The sequence below is a fragment of the Hymenobacter agri genome (genome assembly GCF_054778495.1).
On sequence record NZ_BAAGZM010000010.1, the window covers coordinates 1 to 24,412 of the forward strand.

Annotated in this window: 12 protein-coding genes; 6 read left to right on the forward strand and 6 right to left on the reverse strand. The window is 61.5% G+C overall.

The annotated features are described in order from the left end of the window. Positions 1-1,279: TonB-dependent receptor domain-containing protein (locus tag ACYVDE_RS01390; RefSeq protein ID WP_460499686.1), on the forward strand; the 1,279-nt coding region annotated here is incomplete at its 5' end. A 132-nt stretch (positions 1,280-1,411) separates the two neighbouring features. Here ACYVDE_RS01390 and ACYVDE_RS01395 read toward each other — a convergent pair. From ACYVDE_RS01395 to nuoK, 4 genes are all read right to left on the reverse strand, one after another. Continuing rightward, positions 1,412-2,623, reverse strand: coding sequence for a hypothetical protein (locus ACYVDE_RS01395; protein ID WP_460499687.1), 1,212 nt, complete (start codon positions 2,621-2,623; stop codon positions 1,412-1,414). Positions 2,624-2,758: 135 nt separating this feature from the next. After that, positions 2,759-4,309 (reverse strand): OmpA family protein, encoded by a 1,551-nt coding sequence (locus ACYVDE_RS01400; RefSeq protein ID WP_460499688.1) that lies wholly within the window; start codon positions 4,307-4,309, stop codon positions 2,759-2,761. A gap of 383 nt (positions 4,310-4,692) precedes the next feature. Continuing rightward, a complete protein-coding gene (gene nuoL, locus ACYVDE_RS01405) occupies positions 4,693-6,687 on the reverse strand; it encodes an NADH-quinone oxidoreductase subunit L (protein WP_460499689.1) in 1,995 nt (664 codons plus the stop codon). 93 nt (positions 6,688-6,780) lie between these two features. Next, positions 6,781-7,125 (reverse strand): NADH-quinone oxidoreductase subunit NuoK, encoded by a 345-nt coding sequence (nuoK, locus tag ACYVDE_RS01410; protein WP_460499690.1) that lies wholly within the window; start codon positions 7,123-7,125, stop codon positions 6,781-6,783. A gap of 397 nt (positions 7,126-7,522) precedes the next feature. On the opposite strand from nuoK, the gene ACYVDE_RS01415 reads away from it, so the two are divergent. Further along, complete coding sequence (locus ACYVDE_RS01415) at positions 7,523-15,415, forward strand: hypothetical protein (protein ID WP_460499691.1); 7,893 nt, start codon at positions 7,523-7,525, stop codon at positions 15,413-15,415. A gap of 1,005 nt (positions 15,416-16,420) precedes the next feature. Here the strand turns inward: ACYVDE_RS01415 and ACYVDE_RS01420 are convergent. Further along, the gene (locus tag ACYVDE_RS01420; RefSeq protein WP_460499692.1) at positions 16,421-19,273 is read right to left on the reverse strand and encodes an IPT/TIG domain-containing protein; all 2,853 of its coding nucleotides are present in this window, start codon (positions 19,271-19,273) and stop codon (positions 16,421-16,423) included. A 237-nt stretch (positions 19,274-19,510) separates the two neighbouring features. Here ACYVDE_RS01420 and ACYVDE_RS01425 point away from each other — a divergent pair, with 237 nt between their 5' ends. The 4 genes from ACYVDE_RS01425 to ACYVDE_RS01440 all read left to right on the forward strand — a co-directional run bounded on the left by ACYVDE_RS01425 (position 19,511) and on the right by ACYVDE_RS01440 (position 22,154). Further along, positions 19,511-20,080, forward strand: a complete 570-nt coding sequence (locus tag ACYVDE_RS01425; protein WP_460499694.1) for an RNA polymerase sigma factor — start codon at positions 19,511-19,513, stop codon at positions 20,078-20,080. Positions 20,081-20,332: 252 nt separating this feature from the next. Then, entirely contained in the window at positions 20,333-20,608 is a 276-nt protein-coding gene (locus ACYVDE_RS01430) for a hypothetical protein (RefSeq protein WP_460499695.1), read from the forward strand. A gap of 452 nt (positions 20,609-21,060) precedes the next feature. Beyond that, complete coding sequence (locus tag ACYVDE_RS01435) at positions 21,061-21,387, forward strand: peptidase associated/transthyretin-like domain-containing protein (protein ID WP_460499696.1); 327 nt, start codon at positions 21,061-21,063, stop codon at positions 21,385-21,387. 299 nt (positions 21,388-21,686) lie between these two features. Continuing rightward, on the forward strand, positions 21,687-22,154 hold the full coding sequence (locus ACYVDE_RS01440) for a peptidase associated/transthyretin-like domain-containing protein (protein WP_460499697.1): 468 nt from the start codon (positions 21,687-21,689) through the stop codon (positions 22,152-22,154). A gap of 142 nt (positions 22,155-22,296) precedes the next feature. On the opposite strand, the gene ACYVDE_RS01445 is transcribed toward ACYVDE_RS01440, so the two are convergent. Beyond that, a partial coding sequence (locus ACYVDE_RS01445) for a TonB-dependent receptor domain-containing protein (RefSeq protein WP_460499698.1) occupies positions 22,297-24,412 on the reverse strand: 2,116 nt, incomplete at its 5' end.

Consider the following 24,412-nt stretch of genomic DNA (forward strand, 5'->3'; position numbering starts at 1 on the left):
GGCCCAGCTGAACCTGGCCGAAGCCCTGCCGCGCGGCGGCACTGCCCTGCCCGCCACCCTCGACCTGCTGGTCGGGGCCGACCATCGCACCTACATCGTGCAGCCCGACGGCAACTACTTCATCAACCCCAATCCCGGCAAGGACCCGCTGCGCGACAACCTCACCTACTCTAAAACCGGCGGTTTCGTGCAGGCCGGCGGCCGGTTTTTCGGCGAAAAGCTGCGCCTCACCGCCACCCTGCGGGCCGACAAGAACGACTACTTCGACCTGAAATTTAACCCGCGCTTCACGGCCGTGCTCTCGCCCACGCCGCGCCAGAATTTCCGCTTCAGCTACCAGAGCGGCTACCGGTTCCCGAGTTTGTTCGAGGGCTTTTCGAACGTGAACAGCGGGCAGGTGAAGCGCATCGGCGGGCTGCGGGTAATGAGCGACGGGGTGTTTGAGAACAGCTACCTGCGCAGCAGCATCGACCGCTTCAACGCGGCCGTGACGGCCGGCATCAACGGCAGCCCGGCCCAAACGCGCGCCCAGGCCATCGCGGCCAACCAAGGTTTGCTGGTGAAAAACCCATACACCTACCTGCGTCCCGAGTACATCCGCTCGCTCGAAGCGGGCTACAAAGCCACCTTCGGCCCCGGCGGCCGACTACTGGTCGACCTCGATTTCTACTATAACTCCTACCGCGACTTCATCGCCCAAGTCGAGGCCTACGTGCCCGTGCAAAGCGGCGGCGGCCCGCCCCTGCCGCCCGATGCCCCCCTGAACGCCGTGGCCACGGCCCTCAACAACACCACCCTCACCAGTCCCAGCCCTACCCAGGCCCGCTACCGCCTCTGGACCAACTCGCAAAGCCAGGTGCAGAACTACGGCGGCTCGGCCGGCCTGCGCTACGAGTTGGCCCGCGGCTACCTCGCCGGGGCCAATGCCACCTACACCCGCCTAGCCCGCACCGACAACGGCGACGGCCTCGAAGACGGCTTCAACACCCCACGCTGGGCCTACAACCTGAGCCTGGGCAACGAAAACGCCTGGCGCAACGTCGGTTTCGGCCTCAACTACCGCTGGCAGCAGGGCTACTACTCCCAAACCTTCCTAGTGAATGGCAACGTGCCCGCCTATCACACCCTCGATGCCCAGCTAAGCTACGCCGTGCCCACGCCCAACCTGCGCCTCAAGCTCGGGGCCAGCAATGTGCTCAATCAATACTACGTGAGCTACCTCGGCGGCCCCAGCGTGGGCGGGCTGTATTATCTGGCCGTGACGTACGCGGTGAAGTAGTTTAGAATGCTAAACAGAACGTCATGCTGAGCGCAGCCGAAGCATCTCTACCGCACAAGTAATTCATTTACTACTGCACGCGAGATGCTTCAACAAGCTCAGTATGACGTTCTGGTTTTCAAACTATCACTCCTAGCTGCGGCTAGCCGTGGCCGTTGGAATGACCACGAAGTAGTCGTAGCCCAACAGGAAACCCAGCAGGGTCGGGTCGGCTACCACCAGCTTGCCATTGAGCAGCGCCCGGCGGGCCGGGCGCAGGTCGAATACCTGCCAGGCCGAGCCGGTAGCCAAGTCGGTAAAGGGCTTCATGTACGCTTCCTTCGACATGTCGAAGGGCACCACGTTTTTACCTGGCTCGTCGGGGTTGAAGCCGCCCACCTGCGTGCCCTGCTTGGCCATTACCAGCAGATGCAGCGACTTAGCATCCTGCGCGTCGGCCAGGTTCTGGGCCAGGTTGCCCACGTCGGTAATGCCGGCCCAAGGGCTGATGGCCCGCGCCATGTGGCTGGCCCCGAACTTGAACAGCAGCTTGGGCAGCGGCTGGCCCGGCTGCGGCGCCAGCGGCCGCAGGGCCTCCAGTAGGTTGCGCTTCATCAGGTTGATGCGGGCTTGGTGGCTACCAAAGCCTTTCACCTGGTTTTTGTAGATGCGGTAGCTGAACACGTATTCCTGCGCCATGCGGCGGGCCTCCGGGCTCTCGGCTTTCGTCAGCAGTTCCAGGCTGTCGATGGCCGAGGGGCGCTGGCTCAGGATGCTGTAGCCGTGCCCGCCGCTGCGAAACTGTGCGTTGTCGTGCCGCTGGTACGCGGCGCCTTCGCGCTGCAGCCAGGCCCGGGTGCTCTTGCTTTTCACCTTTCCCGCCAATTCCTCATAAAAGCGGCCCAGCGTGAAAATCCCCACTTGCTCGATGCCAATCAGCTGGGTTTTCTGCGCCCGCAGCTGCTGGGCCAGCTCGTATTCCTCGCCCCAACTGAAAAACGAGAGCGAGCCCGGTGTGGCCTTCAGGTAGACGGTGGGCTGGCCCGGGCTTGCTGTCAGGCGCGTGAGATTGGCAGCCTGGTAGCGGTCGATTTCGGTGATAAAAGCCGCTGGCTGCAACTCGCGCGCCACGGCTTGCGTGAACTGCGGAATCTGGGCCATGCCGTGGTCTTCGCCCACTAGCACAAACTGGCTTTGGGCTATGCTGGCCCTGATTTTATCCCAGCCCGTGCCCGCCAGCTGCGAGCCGGCGGCGGTGAGCGGGTAGGCATTGGTGCGCAGCAGGCGCGTGAGGGTGGAATCCTGGGCGTGGACTGGTTGCAATAGGCCCGCCAAAGCAACGAGGGAAAGGAGTTTTTTCAGCATGCGCGCAAGAAGGTAAAACCGCGGCAACGGTTGCCTGGGCAGCAGGCCAATAGCGTCAATCACTTCATTAACAAACACAAAAAAGCCCGCTCTCATCGAGCGGGCTTTTTCTTTCAGCGCTTACCGTTGGGCAAATTACTTGCGCTTCATCGGGGCCTTTTTGGCCGGAGCCTTCTTGGCGGGAGCCTTTTTCACGGGTACCTTGCCAGCGGTGGGGCGGCCTTCGGGGGTCTTCTGCAGCTCCGTGATGGTGGGTGCCGGGCCGTACTTCACTTCGGCCGAGTTGGGCTCGCCGGTGAGGTAGAGGTCGAATTCTACGCGGCGGTTCAGGGCCTGGCCGGCTTTGGTAGCGTTGTCGGCAATCGGCTTGGTTTCGCCGTAGCCACGCGACTCGATGCGCTCGGCCGGAACACCCTGGCTCAGCATGTACGTGCGGGCCGAAGCGGCACGGTCATACGACAGGCGCAGGTTATAGTCGTCGGCACCTTTGCTATCGGTGTGGCCGGCAATGCTCATGGTGTAGTCGGGGTACTCGGCCATGATGGCGGCCAGGTCCTTCAGGGTCGGGTACGAGCTGGGGAGCAGCACGGCCTTGTTGAACTCGAAGTTGATATACTTCGTGGCCTCCTGCAGGCGCTTCTTGGTTTCGGCCTTAATCTCGGGGCAGCCTTTGTTGCTGGCCGGGCCGGGGCGGTTGGGGCAGCGGTCCTGGTAGTCGGGCACACCGTCACCGTCGCGGTCGAGCGGGCAGCCGTTAGCATCTACCTGCACGCCGGCGGGGGTGCCGGGGCACTTGTCGTTCTGGTCGATTACACCGTCGTTATCCGAGTCGGGGCAGCCTTTCAGCTCGGCCTTGCCGGGGGTGTCGGGGCAGGCGTCGTCGGCATCGGTTACGCCGTCGCCGTCGCGGTCGGGGCAGCCTTGCAGGGCGGCCACGCCTTTCACGTCGGGGCACTTATCCTGATAGTCGGGCACACCGTCGCCGTCCTTGTCGAGCGGGCAGCCGTTGGGGTCAACTGCTACGCCGGCCGGGGTGCCGGGGCACTTGTCCTTCTTGTCCGACACGCCGTCTTTGTCCTCGTCCTTCATCTTGCCCAACGCCACCGTGATACCAGCCTGGTGCAGCAGGAAACGGTCGTAGAGCTTGTCGCTGGGGCTACCGTAGAGGTTATCCACGCGCTCGGTAAGGGGGTAGTGCTGGCTGGTGGTCAGGTCCAGCGATACTGCCTCGCTGAGGCGGAAGCGCAGGCCAGCCATGCCAAACAGCTCGGGACGGCGAATCTGGTTAAAGTAGCTGGCGCCGTTAGCCACGCCTTGGCTATTAGCCAGAAACATGCCGCCGCCACCCATCAGGTAGGGCTGAATAAACGACTCCTCCTTCAGAATCTTCCCGTTGTTCAGCTTGAGCTTCAGGCCCAGGTCTACCATACCGGTGCGCGACTCGAAATTGTCGCCGGCGCGAACCTGGCTGCTGAACTTGTAGGTTTCATAGTAACCGAGCAGGCCCAGGTCGAAGGAGGGCGAAAGGTACCGGGTGATGGCGCCGCCACCGCCCACTTCCAAGTCCACACCGGAGCGGTTCCAGAAGTCGGTGCCCATGTTGCCGCGGTACTGGAGTAAGCCGATGTTAGCACTCAGCGCGGTTTTACGGTCGGGGGTCTGGGCTTTAGCGTGCGGAGCCGCCATGCCAAGCATAACGGTGCCCAACGCAAGCCCACGAAGGAGTTGAGGTTTTAAGGCCATAGTGTGAGGTGAATAAGAATAGGTGCGTGAAAAGCTTTCGGCGCTAAGGCCTCAGCGAATGCGTTGCTATACCCCTGCTTTTCGAAAAAGTTGTATATCAATTCTTATTCACTGGAAGTCAGTTTATTACATTAATACCGCAACATATTCACAACCCTACCGTAGGGCCCCTAACCACCTAATTAGCTGTTGATTCTCATCAAAATTTCATCTAATTATTCCCGATTGAATTTGCATTCGGATTGCAGCTGCGCTCCACCAAAACGCACAAAAAAAGGCCGCCTGCTAGCGCAGACGGCCTTCAAAAATCAGCCTTCAGTTGCAGCCTACAGGCGGCCGAAATTCAGCCCCAGAATCAGCACAATGCCGATAACCATCAGGATGAGGTAGGTTTCGACGGCTCCGGTCTGCACGTAGCGCAGCAGCGCGCCGCCGCCGTTCACGGCCCGGCCAAACAGGCCGGTTACGGGGTTGATAACGCCATTTTCGACAAACTTGTACAGGCCCGACGACAGCCACATTACCGGGCGGGTAAACAGCGTATCGTACAGCTCGTCGATGTAATACTTGTGGTATACCAGGCTCTCGGGAGCCGAGCGCTGGGCTTCATCCTCAGCCGGGCGCGTGGCACGAGCCACGTACATGACGTAGGCCAGAATGATACCCAGCACGCCGGCAGCTACCGACAGGCCCATGAGCATCAGTTCGGTGCCGTGGTCGAGTTCGGCCGAGAAAGCTTCCGGCATCAGGCGCTGCGAATAGGTGAAAATCGGGGCCAGGTACTCGGCCAGGTAGTGGTGCCCGCCTGTGAACATTGGCGCACCCATGAAGCCGCCCACAGCGGCCAGCACGGCCAGAATGATGAGCGGAAACGTCATCGAAGCCGGTGACTCGTGCAGGTGGTGCTTCTGCTCCTCGGTACCGCGGAACTCGCCGAAGAAGGCCAGGAACAGCAGGCGGAACATGTAGAAGGCCGTGAGGAAGGCCGTGAGCAAGCCCATGGCCCACAGCACTTTATTGTGCTCGTAGGCGTGCGCCAGAATTTCATCTTTCGAGAAGAAGCCCGAGAACGGCGGGATGCCCGAAATGGCCAGGCAGCCGATGAGGAAGGTGAGGAACGTAATGGGCAGCGCCTTGCGCAGGCCGCCCATGCGGCGCAGGTCCTGCTCGTTGCTCATGGCGTGAATCACCGAGCCGGCCCCGAGGAACATCAGCGCCTTGAAGAAGGCGTGGGTGAGCACGTGGAACAGCGAGGTGGAGTAGCCCATTACGCCCAGCGCCAGGAACATGTAGCCCAGCTGCGACACGGTGGAGTAGGCCAGCACTTTCTTGATGTCGTTCTGCGCCAGGCCAATGGTGGCAGCGAACAAGGCCGTGGCCGCGCCCACAATGGCCACCACCTCCAGCGTGTGGGGTGCGAGCGTGAACAGTACGTTGGAGCGCAGCACCATGTAGATACCGGCCGTCACCATAGTGGCAGCGTGGATGAGGGCCGACACCGGCGTGGGGCCGGCCATGGCGTCGGGCAGCCAGGTGTAGAGCGGCAGCTGGGCCGACTTGCCCATGGCGCCCACAAACAGCAGCAGCGTGATGTAGGTGCAAACACCCACGCCCATCAGGCCAAACTGGCCCAGCGAGGCCTTCTGGAACACCTCGGCGTACTGCACCGAGTTGAAGGTGAGGTAAATCAGGAAGATGCCGAGAAGGAAGCCCAAGTCACCGATGCGGTTGATGATGAAGGCTTTCTTGGCGGCGTTGTTGTAGCTGGTGTTCTTGTTCCAGAAGCCGATGAGCAGGTAGGAGCACAAGCCCACGCCTTCCCAGCCGATGAACAGGATGACGAAGTTGGCGCCCATCACGAGCAGCAGCATGCTGAAGATGAACAGGTTCAGGAAGCTGAAGAACTTGCCCACGTTTTCGTCGTGGTGCATGTATCCGATGCTGTAGACGTGGATGAGGAAGCCCACGCCCGTCACGAGCAGCAGCATTATCAGGCTGAGCTGGTCAATCTGGTACTGGAACGGAATCTGGAGCGAGCCCACCGAAATCCAGTCGAACAGCTGCACGGTGTAGGCTACGTGCGTGCCGGTGCCGGGCAGAGCGAAGCCAGCCGCCGGATGCAGAAACTCCCAGAACAACATTACTGAAATCAGGAACGAGCCCAGCACGGTGGCGCTGCCGATGAGGCCGGCCACGGTGCCGGAAAGTTTGCGGTTCAGCAGCCCGTTCAGCAGGAAGCCCAGGAAGGGCAGCAGCGGAATCAGGACGTAAAGCAGCGTCGAATACGGCGCGTTGGCCACGGGGAGAACAGTTTCTTGCATGTCGTAGGGGCGGGACTTGTCCCCGCCCGGCTAGCGGAACGATGAAATCAGGAAAATAACGGCGCGAACGCCGGACGGAGACAAGCCCCGCCCCTACCACTTCAACCTACTGAGCAGGTTGACGTCGGTGGTCTGGAAGTTGCGGTAAATCATGACGATGATGCCCAGGCCCACCGATACTTCGGCGGCGGCCACGGCCATGATAAAGAACACGAACACCTGTCCGTTGGGGTCGGCCCGGTAGGCCGAAAAGGCCGTCAGCAGAATATTCACGGCGTTGAGCATCAGCTCGACGCACATGAAGATAATGATGGCGTTGCGCCGCACCAGCACGCCCGTTACGCCGATGGCAAACAGGGCCGAGGCGAAGAAAACGTAGTACTGCAGCGGAACGGTCCGAATAACGTCGGGAATGGTCTGGGAAACGGTTTGGTCCATACGGGCGGGGCCGGCCAATGAGCAATGTGCAGCCGGCCGGCCGGCAAAGGTACCCGAAAACCCTTGGTTGGGAAAGTATCCTGATGGGCTATGGCCTACTCAGGGGGTTTGCCGTGGCATCGAAGTGTGCAGAAGCTTGGGGCCGGGAAATAGCAGCTTAAAAAATATATTGATTTTATCCAAAAATCAAATTCAATAAAACAGCATCATTTTTTGCACTAATCAATGCCTGCACTAACCTGAATAAAGATAATCCAGCCTTTATTCAACCTAAGTCAGGAATGTGTTTTTATACCGAACTAATTTCGCAAACTTCGTATTTCGTAGAACTATAACAACATTCTCGTAGCAAAGACACTTCATTTTTAATTCTATTTCCCACTAACCCTTCTTGTACATGAAAGCATTCCTACTTGGATTATTATCCATTTTCTGGAGTACGATTGCCATGGGCGGTACCTTGTATACGTTCAATGGCGGCGGCACTAGCGGCAACTGGACCGATGCAAATATCTGGACCACCGACCCCACGGGCTCAACCAGCGTCAATCCGCGGGTGCCAACCACTGGCGATGCCGTAGTCGTTACCAACAGCTTCGTGGTGTATGTGAGCAGCGCGGTTTCTACCACCGGCCTCGACCTCACCATTCAGCGGGGCGGGGTGCTCGACCTGCAGTCGGCAGCGGCAACGTTTGGCACGCTGAACAGCTTGTCGGGCCAGGGTACGCTGCGCATTGGCGCGCCGTACTTTCCGGCGGTAACTACGAACAATTTCGACGATGCCAATACCGGCACGGTGGAGTTCTACAACTGGCCCGTCGGCCCGACGAACTTGCCGCAGCCGGCCTCGAACCAGTTCTGCAACCTGCGCCTGCTCAACACGACGGGTACGGCTTACACCGTGCAACTGAACAACGACCTGACACTGACCGGCAGCCTGAGCACAACGCGCACCAATGCTGCGCTGACGCTCAACATCGGCGGCACGGCCAGCACCAACCGCACGCTCAACGTGCAGGGCGATGTAACGATTGGAACCGGCACGACGCTGGGGGTGACGGCAGTAGCCGGCAACCACAATATCAGCGTAACGGGCAGCTTGGTGAACAACGGCACTATAAACCTGCGCAACGGGGCCGACACGCAAGCTGCGTTGCTCACCTTTACCGGGGCCAGCAACGCCAATTTTGCCTGCAACGGCGCGACCGACCTCGACATGCTGCGGGTTGACAAAGGCATCGACAGCCAAGTGACGCTGAATGTGACTTCGACGGTGAGCGTGAGCGGCGGCGCGCAAGGCAACCTGCGCCTCAACCACAGCGGTGCCGTGGATATGCTGCAACTGGTTAACGGCGTTACCAAGCTCGGCAATAACGTGTACCTGGCCAAAATCAGCAACGATTTGAATAACGGCTTTTCACTGGGTTCCTCGGCTACCAGCCCGACTCTGTGGATTGCCGGTGCCACTGTGGTAAGCGACAACATGCCGCTGATTGCGGTATATGGCACGTACCGCATCAGCGCGGGCCAGTTCACCGACAACTACGACGGCGGCATGGTAGTGCGCGAAGATGGCCAGGTACTGATTGAAGGTGGCACGACGAAAGTGAACAAGTTCCGGCCGTCGCGCACCTCGGCCAACCACCGCGGCTCCTTCATCATTACGGGCGGTGATTTTTACTGCACCGGCACCACCGGTACTTCCGTTGATGACAAATTTGCCCGGTTCAGCGTGCCCTACGTTACGCAGGGCTTCCGCATGACGGGCGGCACCATTCACGTGCAGAACGTGCCCGGCCCGACTAAGGCCGACGGCATGTTCCACATTGGCGTGAACCCCAACAACGCCATTGTAACGGGCGGTACGGTCGAAATCATGCTGCCGGCTTCGGCCGACCCGGCCCGTATTCTCTCGACGGCACCGCTCTGGAACCTGATTGTTAAAAAAGCAGGGGCTGGCACGAGCAAGGCCATCAACCAAACGATGCCGTTTGATGCAAACTTTGCAGCCAATGCCACCACCGCGGCCCAGCCGCTGACGGTGCAGAACGACTTTACCCTCGACCCGACGGTAGCGACCACCTTCGACGCCAATAGCCTCGACCTGACCATTCAGGGCACCTTCACGATTGGGTCGGGCTGCACGTATCTCACGGGCACCAACACGACCATCTTCAGCGGTACCAAAGACCAGCAGCTGGTGAACAACGGCGACATCGGCGCGACCGCGGGCAGCAGCATTTTTAGAAACTGGACGGTGAACAAGGCCGCCGGCACCCTGCAACTGGCGGGCAGCACGGCTACCTACACGGTGCCCTCGGGCGCAACGCTTTCGCTGCTGCAAGGCGTGCTCAACGACGGCGGCAAAATCATTTACGTGACGGGCAACATGGTGAACTCGGCGTCGCACACCAGCGGTGGCGGCAGCGGCAACATCACCCTCAACGGCGCCGCCGGCCAAACGGTGAGCGGCGACGGCACCGGCGTATTCGGCAACCTGAAAATCAGCAACACAGCGGCAGCGGGCGCGGTAGGCGTTACGTTCAGTGCCAACATGAGCGTGGCCAGCACCCTCACGATGGTGAATGAGAATATTCTGGCAATTGGCACCAATCGCCTGTCGCTGACCAACGTAATCAGCTCGGGTGCCGGGGCGGCCCTTGTTACTGGCCCGGGCCTGAACTTCGGCAAAACGTACTTCATTCAGACGGCCGGCAACCAGAGCGACCTGGGTCTGCAGAAGACTTATGGCAAAGGCGACACGTTCGTATTCCCGGTAGGCACGGGCGTGGGCACGGGGGCGATTTACGCGCCGGCCACCATTACGCTGCAACTCGCTACTGGCGCGCCGCTCGATAAGTTCGGCCAGGTGAGCGTGAGCCCGGTAAAATCGCGCAATCCCTTCGTGGCGGGCACGAACAACCTGAACTACTACTGGAAAGTGCGTAGCACCGGCTTCGGGCCTATTCCCGCAGGCTCGGTATACGAATCGTTCCAGGCTACCAACTCGCTCGCAACCCCGACCACGTTGTCTGGCTACGTACCCGGCCGCTACATTCCGATTGCCTGGAATACGTACTCGGCCGGCGCTATCACGGTGGGCGGTACGGTATCGACCATTGCTTTTGACAACCTCGACAACTTCCCCGGCGAGTTCACGGCGGGTACGACTGCTTCCTTCGGCCCAGTAACGGCTTACTACACCCGCGCTACCGGCAACTGGGAAACTGCCGGTACCTGGAGCACGGCTGGATTTAACGGCGCTGCGGCTTCGGTAAAGCCCGGTGCGGGCAACCCGGTATTTATTGAATCGGGCCGCACGGTAACGGTAACGGCTGCTAACGCCGTTTCGGGCTCGCTGGAAATTGCCAGCGGCGGCATCCTGGACCTGCAGGGTTTCACCGGCCACAACTTCGGCGCTTTGCCGGACTCCAAGCCCGGTGGGTCGGGCACGCTGCGCATCACGGCGCCGGTAGTGAAATCGGGGCCGAACTACTTTGCAACCCCTGTTTTCCCGAGCGGTGACTTCGGCTCGTTCCTGCAAGCGGGTGGTGGCACGGTTGAATACTACGGCACCACTTCCTCGAACGCTTACACCTTCTCGATTCCGACCTCTTCGGCTTCATCGCTGAACCTGAATTCTTACCAGAACCTGACGCTGAATCCGGTATCGAACGGCGAAATGCTGCTGCCGAACCTGGACCTGCAGATTTACGGCCAGCTGGTGCACGGCACCAGCGGCTCCTTCACCGGCACGTCGACCATCAGCGGTGGCACCGCCGGCAACCTGCAGGTAGGCGCGCTGCTGAATGTGATAAACGGCAAGCTGCGCACGGCCAACGGCACGGCCCGTACGCTTGCCTTCAATGGGGATGTGCAGGTGGGCACTGGCAGCAGCTTCGACCTGAGCGGTGGCGGCGCGGCGGTAACCAACAACGTGACGGTAGCCGGTTCCATCACCAACAACGGCACGCTGGACTTTAACATGACCAGCACCGCCAATCTGACCTTCACAAGCAGCACGACGACCAACCTGACCGGTACGAACGGCTCGGCCTTCACCGACCTGAAAACCCTGACGCTGAACAAAGGCACCGGCCGCACGGCCACGCTGAACGTGGACGTGGCCGGTACGCTGACCACTCCCACATCGGGCTGGCTGACGCTGACCAACGGCACGCTGCGCTTCGCGAAAGCCAGCGGTACACTCACCGTACACAACGCCGAGTCGCCCTACCTCATCACCGACAATGCCGGCCTGACCGTAGACGCCCCGACTGCTACTGTAACGGTGGCCACGGGCACCACGGCAGCTTCGGACCTGCGCTTGGCCGGCGAGATGCGCGTGCTGCAAGGCAACATGAACGTGGGCCTTGCCACCAGCACCGGCGGCAGCGACCTGGAATACGCCAGCGCCGGGGCCCCGACGCTGAAGGTGACGACCGGCAAGCTCTACGTGAACGGCCAGATTCGCCGCACGGTGAATAACCTCGACGGCTCGCTGCGCTTCGACCAGAGTGGCGGTACCATTGATGTAGACGGCCTGGGCGCCACGGCGGCTCAGAATAACGAGCGCGGCCTGTTCGAGGTGCAAGGCCCGGGTAGCATCTTCCGCATGAGCGGGGGCACCCTGAGCCTGCACCGCTCGAACGGCCGGCCCACGATTGCGGGCGACCTGTATCTGGCGCCCGACTCGACGGTGGTAACCGGCGGTACGGTGGTGCTGGGCAACGCGGCAGCGGGTGTGGGCAACGTGACGGTCAGCGTCGACTCGACGGTGCCCCTCTACGACCTGCGCGTTGAAACCGGCGCCAACAACACCAATACCAACACCGGCCTGCACACCGGCGTGCTGCCCCTGACGCTGAAAGGCTCGCTGACCATCGGCAACGACAACTCGTTCTTCAATGCGAACGGCTTGCCGCTGAACATCTACCAGAACCTCCTCAACAGCAACTCTTCGACCAGCACGGCGCTGAACGCGGGTGGCTTCCAGCCCATCACGGCCGACCAGACGACGACCTTCTTGGGCGGCGTGGCAACGCAGCAGCTCACGGGTACTGGCAGCAACCAGACGGTATTCGGCGCACTGGTGCTGAACACGCCGCAGACCAATGGCCAGCTCCAGCTCAACGGTGCCGCTCGTACCGTGGGCACGCTGACGCTGACCAAGGGTACCCTGAACGACAACGGCTATATCCTGACGGCCCTCGGCGACGTGCTGAACTCGGCCACGCATACCAGCAGCGGCGCGGGCAGCATCACCCTGGCCGGCACCACCAACCAAAAGGTGGGCGGTAATGGCCTCGGTCGCTTCGGCAACCTGGTGCTGAATAACGGCGCCGGCGCCACCACGACGACCAACCAGGAAGTGACGGGTGCGCTGACGCTCAACAACGGCATTTTCAACATCGGCTCAAACCTGCTGTGGTTCAGCAACCCGGCGGGCAATGCAGTGGCCGGCGCTTTCAGCACCACCCGCTACATCCAGACCAATGGCATCGTAGCCGACCAAGGCGTGCGCAAAACCTACGCCAGCGGCCCTTCGAACTTCGGCTTCCCGGTGGGGGCCCCGGGTAAATACACCCCGGTGCAGATTAACCTGACGTCCAACTCGGCCGCGGGCACCATCACCGTGCAGCCCGTTGACCGGGTGCACCCCTCCACCACCGACCCCGCCAACAAGGAGCTGAAGTACTACTGGAAGATTAGCAGCACCGGCTTGGGCTCGCCTACGACCGACAAGCAGTTCAGCTACATTGCCGGCGACGTGACGGGCACCGAAGCTAACTACAAGCTGGGCCGCTTCTTGGCCGGAGCCTGGAACCCGCTGAACGGCATCGCGTCGAGCACGGTTGACGCCAACGCCCACACCCTGCTGACCCTGAGCACCAACCAAATCGACGGCGACTACACCGGAGGCGAAACCTCGGAGTTTGGCAAGGTGCCGGTGTTCTACAGCCGCACGGCTACGGCCGGCCTGCCGGCTGGTGCTGCCTGGAACACGGCGGCTGCTTGGACGTTCAACGCCAACGGCAGCGACTCTTCGCCCCTGCCCACGGTGGCCCCGACGCTGGCCAACCCCGTCGCCATTTTGCCGGGTCACTACGTGTATTCTACCGGTCCGGGCCTCGGCGCTGCCACGCTGCAGCTTGACGGCACGCTGAACCTGAACACGTATGCGGCCAACAACTTCAACACGGTGAGCGGCACGGGTATCCTTCAAATTGGTTCGGCCCTGTTCCCGGCCGGTAACTATGCCAACTTCGTGGCGCCCAGCACGGGCACTGTGGAATTCACCGGGGCCGTGCAGTTGCCGGCCCGCAACACGTACAACAACCTGACCCTCTCGGGCGGCACGGCCAAGCTGCTGTCGAACCTCGACCTGACCATTAACGGCGCGCTGAACGTAGCGGCTAGCACGCAGGTAGACAACCCCAGCAACCAGAACCTGACGCTGACTTCGGCAACGAGTGGCGCCCTCATCAACGGTACTTTCAACCTGTATGATGGCAACCTGAACACCGCTTCGTCGCTCACGGTTGGCACCACCGGCACCCTGAACCTGGGCGCCGGCACGGTGAGCACCGGCACCACGCTGGCCACGCTCGGCGCGGGCCGCATCAACCAGGGCGCCGGCCTGGTGCAGGCCGGCACTTCCTTCAACAACGCAGGCACCTACAATGCCGGCGCAGGTAATACGCTGGTCGGCAAGGATTTCAACAACGACGGCACCTACAACGCGGCTACGGGTAACCTGACCGTGAACGGCAATACGAACATCACCGCTGCGGGCACCTTCACGGCCAGCAACGGCGCGGTAGATACGGGCGGCAACTTCACCAACGTGGGTACCTACGCTGCTACGACCAACAACATCATGCACGTGACCGGCGATTTCCTGAACCAGTCGGGCGGCAGCTTCGATGCGGCTAACTCGAACGTGGTATTCCGGGCTAACTTCACCAACCAGGGCAGTTTCAGCCCGGGCACCAGCTTGGTGCAGTTCATTACCGATATCAACCGCTTCATCAACGGCAATACCTATTTCTACGACCTGCAGAAACTGGGTACCAGCAACCTGACCTTCGGGCCGGCTACCAATATCCACGTGGGCCGTCTGATGACCATTCAGAACAGCTACATCTACACCGGCAACAACACGGGCAACGTGCTGTACCTCGACAACAGCAGCACGCAGCCGATTGTGGGCAACACCCTCACGTCGTACGTGGTAGGCCGCCTGGCCATGGCCATGCCCGATGCGGCCGGCAACAGCCGCGTGTTCCCGGTGGGCGCCGGCCAGCGCTACCGTCCGGTAACGATTAAGAACGTAGGTGGCTCGTCGAATGCAACGGTACTGGTGGAAATCATCAACAGCGCCCCCTCTGGCTCGGTTGATGCGACCCTGGACAACCTCTCGGCCAACCGCTACTACCGCATCCAGACCCTGTCGGGCACGATGACGAACCCGACCATTCAGCTTAGCTTCAACACCGACGTGATTGACGAGCAGGTGAACGTGCCGGGCAACCTGCGCGTGGCCAAGACGACGGGCCCGATTGGCCCCAGCACGACGTGGTCGACGGCTGGCGGTGCCGGCGTGTACTCACCCGATGCTCCCCGCGGCTACACGATTTCGGCTTCCAACCAAACGGCCATCAACGGCAACACGTTCTTCGCTCTGGCCTCGACCAACCGCGTGGATAACCCGCTGACTGGCTCGGCGCCGCTGCCCGTATCGCTCATCAGCTTCTCGGCTACCCGCCAGGGTTCGGCCGTGCAGGTGGCCTGGGCTACGGCATCGGAAAAGAACAGCGCCTACTTTATGGTGGAGCGCTCGGCCGATGGCCGTTCGTTCAACGAACTCCGCCGCGTGGAAGCCTTGGGCAACAGCACCAGCCGTCATGAATACGGTATGCTCGACAACGCGCCCCTGGGTGGCACGAGCTACTACCGCCTGCGGCAGGTTGACAAAGATGGTACCGTTGCCTACTCGAACGTGGCTGCGGTGCGCTTCGAAGGAAAAACCGGCGTGCCGAGCCTCGTGGCTTACCCCAACCCGGCTACGGACAAGGGTTTCCAACTCGCTGCTGCCAACCTGGCCCCTGCCACCGGCACGGTGCGCGTGGTTGACAACGTAGGTCGCGTGGTATTCATCCAAACCATTGCCGCCGGCACTGCCGAAGTTACCGTGCAGCCAGCTCAGCCCTTGGCCAGCGGAATGTACTTCGCTACCTGGACCACGGCCGATGGTGTGAAGCTTACTACCAAGGTATCGGTGCAATAATCACCGCCCATACCCTTCCGGAAAGCCCCGGCTGCGCATGCAGCCGGGGCTTTTTCGTTGCGGCATCTTCGGGTGGCCCAGCGTGGCACCAGCCGCGTCGCCATCGGGAGCTGGCGTGTGGCAGCGCCCTCAGCCCGCCAGCCGCCGGACGTGTAGCAGCCCGCGCCCCCGCGGCACATGCACTGTTACGCTTAACAACCAATCTACCATCCTACGGGCGCTGCTTTCACCCATTCGTAACCGGCACCAGCTACTGCTGCCGACCAGCGCCAGCACCACTCTGCTTCACTGATTACAGGTCTATACGTTGGCCTGCGCAAGCCAAAGCTGATGCCCGTGGTGGCCTCGTCGGCTTACCGATGTCTTGTGGCCGACATGAGTTCGGACGATGACCAACCGGTCAACTCCCCAGTTTCCTCACCCTCAATGATTACAGAACCAGTCGCTTACCGATGACTGCATGCTTTTCAGCAAAAGCCGCCGTGTGGTATGGCAGTATATCCACGAGGTTGGCATTTTGGTTTAATCCCCAGCTACAAGCAGCCGAAGCGAGAGGGTCATTGTATCGAATTAACAGCCCTTATTTAATATAGTTTATTATCATTCAACATATTACATACATAACACAGCATCTGAAGTGCGGGCAAGCGCGGACGGAAAGCCCCATTGCTGGAATTGCGGCTGAGCAGCACGAATCAAGTCCCGCCGGGCGCCGTTGTCTGCTGCTTGTACTACTGACATACCGCCGGCCGAGGGCTGCCGCAGGACTTGCCTGCCGCGATACATTCACGATGCAGCGCGCAGCTGCCGCGCCATCATCTGTCACGTATTCGCACGGTAGCTGCGGTTTCTTCCCAGCCCGTCACGCGCCTGCTCGTGCAGTTGCCGCGATAGTAGCGGCTTCCTACGCCACTTCCAATGGCCTATGCCCTACCCTCCCATTCAACAAAAAGCCCCGCCCGGAATACCGGACGGGGCTTTTCACTACTGAACGAGCGTTGCAGGCTAGTTCTTTTCGATGCGACGGATGGCTACTTCGTTGCCCTGGCGCACCTCAAGCAGGTAAATACCGCTGGCGAGCGAGGCTGGCAGACGCAGCACGTGGTCGGCGGCCAGCGGAGCGGGAGCCAGCACCAGGCGGCCGGTCAGGTCGCGCAGGGCGACCGTGGCCGGAGCGGCCGAGGGCAACTCCACCGTCAGGCGGTCGGTAGCCGGGTTCGGGAATACCGTCAGGCCCGGCAGTGCCTGAGCTGCCAGCGCAGCCGACACCACGTTGAAGGGCGTGGCGCTGGTAGCCGTGCCACCCGGCGTCGTTACCGAAATGAAACCGTTCACGCTGCCCGTACCGCTGGGCACCACGAAGGTGATGGTCGTGGCGTTGACAACCGTGAAATTGGTCGCCGTGAAGCTGCCAATTTTCACTACCGTAGCGCCCGTCAGGTTCGTGCCCGTTACCGTTACTGTAGTGCCGGGGCCGCCCGTGGTAGGCGTGAAGCTGGTGATAGTGGGCGCAGCCGGAGCCGTGTAGTTGGTAATCGAGATGTCGTCGACGTTGATGCGCGAGCCCGAGCCCGAAGTCGTGTTGGTGTTCTTGATGCGCAGGCGTACGTTGCCGCCCTGGTTCACCGTGAAGCTATAGGGAGTGAGCGTTGTGGTGAGGGTAGCGGGCGCACCGGCCACCGTGGTGTAGGTCGTGCCGCCATCGGTCGAGATTTCCAGCACAAACGAGGTAGCCACATCGCTGCCATACATGGCGGCGCTCAGCGTAATCACCCCGGCCCCGTTGGGCTTGTCGAAGTTCATCGCAATCGAGCCACCGCGGATGCGCGCGCCCTGAATCTGGTTCACTTTGTCGTTGAACTGGTTACCCAGCAGCGCATCCGTGAAAGTCCAGTCGCCGCTGCGCAGCGTCACAGTACCGGCGGCGTAGGCCGTTTTCGTGCCCTGCTCGAAATCTTCGAACGCCGTGGTAGTAGCCGGGGCCACCACCAGGAACGACAGCGCGGCCGACGTGCCGCCGGCATTGGTTACCGTGATGGGGTAGGTACCTACGGCAGGTACGCCACTGGCCGGAATCGTCACGGTGTAGCCCGTGCCCGAGGTGCCCAACACCGTGCCGGTGTACGAAGCGCCGTTGAAGTTGACCGTGGTACCGGCCGTCAGGTTCGTGCCGTTAACCGTTAGCGTAAAGCCCACGCCGGTAATGGCCCGGGCGGGCGTGAAGCCGGTGATGGTGGGAGCCGGCGGGGCAGTTACGGTGAACGTAGCTGCGGCAGAAGTACCGCCCTGGCTAGCCGAAGGATTGGCAACCGTCACGTTGTAGGTACCCGCAGCGGCGATAGCCGAAGCCGGTACGGCCGCCGTGACCTGCGTAGCCGACACGAACGTCGTGGTCAGCGCCGTGCCGTTGAAGTTTACGACCGAGCCGCTTATGAAGCCCGTGCCGTTCACCGTCAGCGTGAATGCAGCGCCACCGGCTACCGCCGTGCTTGGCGCCAGGCTGGTAATGGTGGGCGCAGGCAGCGTTACGGTGAAGGAAACCGAGCTGGTGGCCGTGCCATTGGGCGTGGTTACGGCAATGGGGCCGCTGGTAGCACCAGCAGGCACCACGAAGGTGATGGTAGTGGCGTTCACGACCGTGAAGCCCGTAATGGCCACCCCGTTCAGCGTTACGGCCGTGGCGCCCGTAAAGTCAGTACCGGTCACAGTCACCGTCACCGAGCCGTCGGCCAGGCCACTGGTGGGCGTGAAGCTGGCAATGGTCGGAGCCGGCGTAGCCGGTGCAAACGCCACGCCCCGGAAGGCGGTATTGGTGGCACTGGTGGCAATGGCCGTCGGCAGGCTGGTGAGCGTGGGGGCAACATTGTAGCCAGTAGCATCGCTCAACACGAATATGCCGCTCGGGCTGGTAGCCACCAGCGAAACCGTCGTGCCATTGGTATTGCCATCGAGGCCGCGCACCTGCGCCGTTGCCGAGCTGGCAATCACGCCGTTGAACGTCCAGCTACCGTTTACCAGGCTCCATTTCTGGATGCCGCCCGCGGCGCCTGCATCGTCGGCTACATACGCCACGTCGACGCCGGCCACCGCCGTGCTCAAATCGGCAAAGTAGTAGCCGTACGGGCTGTTGTTGGGGCCAGTGGCATTAAAACCGGGCAAGCCCGTTACCGACTGTCCGGCTGTGGTGGGCAGCCCGGTGCCAATCTGGCTGATGCGGTTGTACGTGCTGGTCGTGGTAGACAGGTAGAGGTTGCCGCCGGCAATGTTCAGCACCCGGCTGGTAACGGAGGCGGTGGTGAGCTGCGTCGGCGTGAAGCCGTTTACGGGAACGTACTGCACCCCGGCCGGGGTACCGGTTCCGGTAGCGTAAAAGCCGGTTCCATCGGCCGAAGCCGCCGAACGGGGAGAGCCGCCGCTAAAGGCCGAGCCGAGGCTGGTAGCCGTGTTTATCGAGCCGTCGGCACCAATCAGGCCGATTACGCGGGCGTAGTCGGTGGCTGCCGAAGTGGCAATGCCGGTGACACCAGGCACTGCTCCGTAGCCCGCGAGCACCAGCGCACGGCCATTGGCGGTGCGGGCTAGTGCCAGTTCGGCGGTCGAGGTGCCGCTAACCGAAAAGGCGCGGTTATTGCCGCTCACAGCGGTGGGCATTGCCACCGACTGAACGAGTACCCCGGCGGGCGTATACTCATCTAGGAATACAGCCGTCGAGTTGGAACTCAACGCGGCCGAGCCGTCGCCCACGCGGGCAACAACGATGTTGCCCGGCGTGAAGGGGGCCGCAACTGCCGCTGCAGGCCGCAACAGCACCTGAACCAGCAAGGCCAGGAACAATCCAAATCGATAAAAATATTTCATTTGGGGGTTGTGGAAAAAATGGTGAGTGGAAAAACCTAACAATTGGGCTCAGCCCGGGCCAAAGGTACGGGCGCGGGCTTCATGCGAGTTACACGCAACCTGATTTATGCGCGCGAGCACATCGGTAGCATTCATCGCATCATTCTTCTACTCCGGCTAAAGTAATTTCGGAGCGGCAGCGTCTGCTTACCCAGAATGAATGCCATGACTCTTTCGCTCCCCTCCCCCCTCGCACCGATGACGGCTTCGCAGCAAGACCGCCAGATTGCCGAAGCCGTGCGCCAGCAGCGGCCCCGGCTGCTGCAGTTCATTCGGCGCCGCATTCCCGACGAAGCCGAGGCCGAAGACCTGCTGCAGGACGTCTTCGCCGAGCTCGTCGAAAGCTACCGGCTGCTCAAGCCCGTGGAACAGGCGGCGGCCTGGCTGTTTCGGGTGGCCCGCAACCGCATCACCGACCTTTACCGCCGCAAGCGCCCCGTGAGCCTCGAAGCCGCGTTTGGGGCCGCCGAAGCCAACGACGACGGCGAGGGCCTGCTGCTGGCCGACCTGCTGCCCGCCCCCGACGACTCGCCCGAAAACCGCCTGCTGCGCGAAACCCTGATGGAAGCCCTGACCGATGCGCTGGCCGAGCTGCCGGCGGCCCAGCGCGAAGTGTTTGTGTGGCACGAGCTGGAAGACAAAACCTTCCGCGAAATGGAAGAAGAAACCGGTGTCCCGCTCAAAACGCTCATCTCGCGCAAGCACTACGCCGTGCTGCACCTGCGCAAACGCCTGCAAACGCTCTACACCGAACTTTTCACCGATTGATGAAGGGGCGCAAGTGTCGGCCCGAAACGGACACCAATGCATGGCGGCCCGGCAGCGCGGCATTTCCATTCGCCTATCTCTCGCAGCTGCCGGCCCTGGTTTCCGCCTGCTTTTTCCGCCTTCTCACCTCAGCTTATCCTCCTTCTTATGGACCGTAAATTCTGGCTTCTGCGTGGCCTTCGATTCTTATTCTTCGCAGCCCTCCTCATTACTGTTGCCGGCTTTGTTACCCAAGCGCTGTGGAACTGGCTGATGCCAGCCCTGTTCCGCCTGCCAACTATTACCCTTGGCCAAACCTTCGGTCTGCTGCTGCTCAGCCGCATTCTGTTTGGTGGTTTTCGGGGCGGGGGCCGGGCGGGCTGGGCCCGCAAGCGCCGCGAGTGGCAGCAGCGCATGGCCGGCCGCCTCGAGCACCTCAGCCCCGAGGCGCGCGAAAAGTTCCGGCAGCAAATGCGCAGCCGTTGCAGCACCGGCTGGGGCCGCCAGCCCGAAACACCGGCCGCACAACCCAGCCAGCAGCCGGCCTGATGGCCAGCAATCGAACAGTAGCAAAAGGTCCGGCTCCGATTGGAGGCGGGCCTTTTTTATGGCGGCCGCCAGCCTGCCACGAGCGCAGCCTACCTACTATTTCAGCGACGCTCCCCGACTTGCAACGCCTGCGGCCTATGGCCAGCCCACATTGGTGCCACCCGATGACTAATCGAATATATTTTTTTTAATCCTACTTAAAATCCGCACACGCCTTCGATAAAGGCATTTATACCTTGTATTATTTCATATTTTACTGCTATTATTGTTTTAATCCCAGAATAAAAGTAAATTTTTTTTGAAAAAAATTTGCATTGAGTTCAATGCGGGCGTATGTTTGCATCGTTCAATAAATAATTTAATTAGTGCAAACAGATATGCCCTTCCGCCGTATCTCCGCCGTTGTTGCTGCCATCGGGCTGCTTTTTTCCGTGTTGCCGGGTCATGCTCAGATGGCATTCAGCCATTTAGCCCAACCGAATACAGAAGCCGCCGGGCACGACCCCGAGGAAAGCCCTAAAGCCCCGGTCTACAAAACGGTACACGGCGTAGTGCAGGGCAAGCAGGGCGCGCTACCGGGGGCTACCGTGTGGCTGCGGGGCTCGCGCACCATGGTAGTAACCAACGCCGAAGGCGAATTTGAGCTGCGCGTTCCCGCTGATGCGGCCATCATCGAGCTTACCTGCGGCTACGCTGGCCTGCAGGACGAAACGCTACGCCTGCCCGCCGTGCAGGCGCTAGGCTCAGTGTACCTGTTGCGCCCGCACATTATCAAGTAATCAATTGCCCTGACACACGCTTCCCACCTTTTTTCTGCATCGCAACCTTCACCTTTTTCTGCAAATCACACTTCCCACCTCTTTTTCTGCAACGCACACACTCCCGAAAAAACCCCTGGTATCATTTGGCCAGGGGTTTTTCGCCCTTATCCGGCAACCGGCCTTCTGCTGGCACGGCTGCTTTTCTATTCCCCCTGCTACGCGTCAAAACCGGTTGGTTAGGCGCTCACCCGCTTGCTAATCTGGCTGCACCGCGACATCTGCAGCACTTTGTATCACTCCTTATAGCTGCAATTACGATGCGTACTACTCTGCTTTTTATCGCTACGGCCTGCGCGGTGGCAACTTCTTCGGCCGCCAATGCTCAGACGCTGCTGGCCAGCAATGCCGCGCACTCCGTGGCCACCTACACGCCCCCTTCCGAACCAACCATGATTATTGGTGGCCGCATTGCCAACCCCGATGGCCCCCTGCCCGGCGCGGTGGTTACGCTGGTAGGCAGCAAGCAAATGGCCGTCACAAATTCGGAAGGTGAATTCCAGTTTGTGGTGCCGGTGGGTACCCGCACGCTACAGGCTATTGTATCGTTTGCCGGCTATGCCGACGAACGCCTGACCCTCAACGCCGACGATGCCGAATCGACGGCTACGCTGGCCGACGAGCGGGCTATTCCGCTGGCCCGCCGCCAGCAACTCAAATTTTACCTGAAAACGGCGCGCAAGGAAGCCCATCGCGAACTACGCGAAGTGCATCGGAACATGCGCTAACGGCTGTTGCCATACCTGCGCCAGCAAACCCGAACGCAAAAATCCCCAGCCATCCGGGCTGGGGATTTTTTGCTTTATCCGGTCGCTGCCATCCCATTCGCTTTGCCGATGGCAGCTTCGGGCTGAACTGAAGCAAGGCGGCTTATTGTCCGCCCTGCTTGCTGCCGCCGCCCTTCACGTCGTCGTTCGACACGGACTTGCGCTGCTTGGTTTGCTGGGCCTGGCCGAAGCGGTAGCTGAGCGAGAACCGGAAGCTGCGCTGGTAGCTGTAGCTGTTGGTAACTTCGCTGAAGGCGGGCGTGTCGGTGGTGCTGCGGTAGCGCCACCGGTTGTTGAAGGGCGAGCCGAAGTTCAGCACCGCGTCGGCCTTGCCTTTGAGGAAGGTTTTCTTGGCGCCCAGCTGGTAGTAGAGGTTGGCCCCGCCCGTGCCCTGCAAATCGGGCGAGGGCAGCCCGCCGAACATGAAGCCCTGCAGGGTAAAATCCTTGGGCAGCTTGTAGGAGGTGTTCAGGTTGATGCTGGCCGCAAAGCCGCTGCGCGTGATGCCCAGCGCCGGGCTGCGGCGCACGATGTATTGGATATCGGGCCCGCCGCTGATGTCCCAGCCCTTGGCCGGCTTGGCCGAGCCGTAGAAATTGAGCTGGTAGTAGGCGTTGGAGGCCACGTTGGCGTAGGTGCGCACCGTGCTGCCGGGCAGCGCGTTGGTGATGCCGGCCTGCTCGGCGGGCAGCCGTATCGACTCGATGGCGTTGCCCGTACGCCGCGTCGAGGCGGCAATGCTCAGCGAGCCGGCCTTGCCGTTGGTGTTAAAGCTCAGCTCGTAGGAGTCGGTGAGCTCGGGGGCGAGGTTGGGGTTGCCGAAGGAAATGCTCTGCGGCTCGGACCGGTCCACGAAGGGGTTCAGGTAGTCGATGTAGGGACGGGTGATGCGGCGGCTGTAGGCCAGGCGCACGCTGTTGTTGTCGCTGAAGGCGTACTGGGCGTTGCCGTTGGGCAGCAGCGTGAGGTAGCTGCGCACGAAGCTGGTGTCGTTGGTGCGGAAGTTGGCCGTCAGCGCGGTGCGCTCCAGGCGGCCGCCCAGGCTCAGGCTCAGCTTCTTGCTGAGCTTGTTGGTGTAGGTGGCGTAGGTGGCCTGCACGTCCTGGCGGTAGTCGAAATCGGTGGAACGGCCAGGCAGGCGCACGAAGTCGGCATCGGCCAGCTGCTTGCCGTCCACGTCGGCCACCGAACCGGTGCGGCGCCAGATGGCTTTGAGGCCGGTTTCGAGGGTCTGCTTCTCACCGAAGGGCTGAAGGAAGTCGGTCTGGAACGTGATTTCGGTGCCCGGCGTGCGGCCGCGGCTGCGCTCGCGGTAGCTGGCCTGGCCGGTTTCGAGGGCCATGTAGGAGTTGGCAAACTGGTCGAAATCGTAGCCGAAGGTGCCGCTGTTTTCGGCGTACTGGCCCACGATGCTCCACTCCTTGCGAGGGGTGGCGTAGGTGCGGGTATAGGTACCCGTGAGCTCGCCGTTGAAACCGCTGAACAGCGTGGTGGTGCGGCGGGTAAAGAGCTGGTTGTCGGCGGCGTTGGCGGCCACGTAGTCGTTCAGCAGCGTGTTCAGGTTGTCGCCGCGGTAGGTGTTCAGCGAGGCGGCCAGCGACAGGCTCTGCTTGTCGCTCAGGTCGTAGTCGAGGCCTACTGTGCCGTAGCCCCAGCGGCCGCCGTAGTCGCCGGTGCCGTTTTGCCGCAACACGCCCACGTCGAACCGGTTGTAGCGCGTGCGGTCGAAGGCGCTGGGGCCGTACCAGCCGCCCGTGCCGCCCGCCGAGGTGAAGCCCAGCTTCTTGGTTTTGAAGTTGAGCGAGGCGTTCAGATTGGAATTGCGGTTGCCGGCCGAGCCGCTCACCCGGCCGTTCACGCCCTGCTCCACGCCCTTTTTCAGCACAATGTTGATGATGCCGGCCGTGCCTTCGCCGTCGTATTTGGCGGGCGGGGTGGTAATGATTTCGACCGACTTAATCTGCTCGGCCGGAATTCCTTTCAGCGCTTCGGCCAGGTTGCTGGCCAGCGTGGGCGAGGGCTTGTTGTTCACCAGCACCTTGAAGTTGCTGCTGCCGCGCATCTTCACGTTGCCGTCGCCGTCCACGGCCAGCAGGGGGGCCTTGCGCAGCACGTCGGCGGCGGTGCCGCCGGCGTTGGTCACGTCCTGGTCGGCGTTGTACACCGTGCGGTCGGGGCGCACTTCTACCACCGGCTTGGTGCCAATGACGACGGCCTCG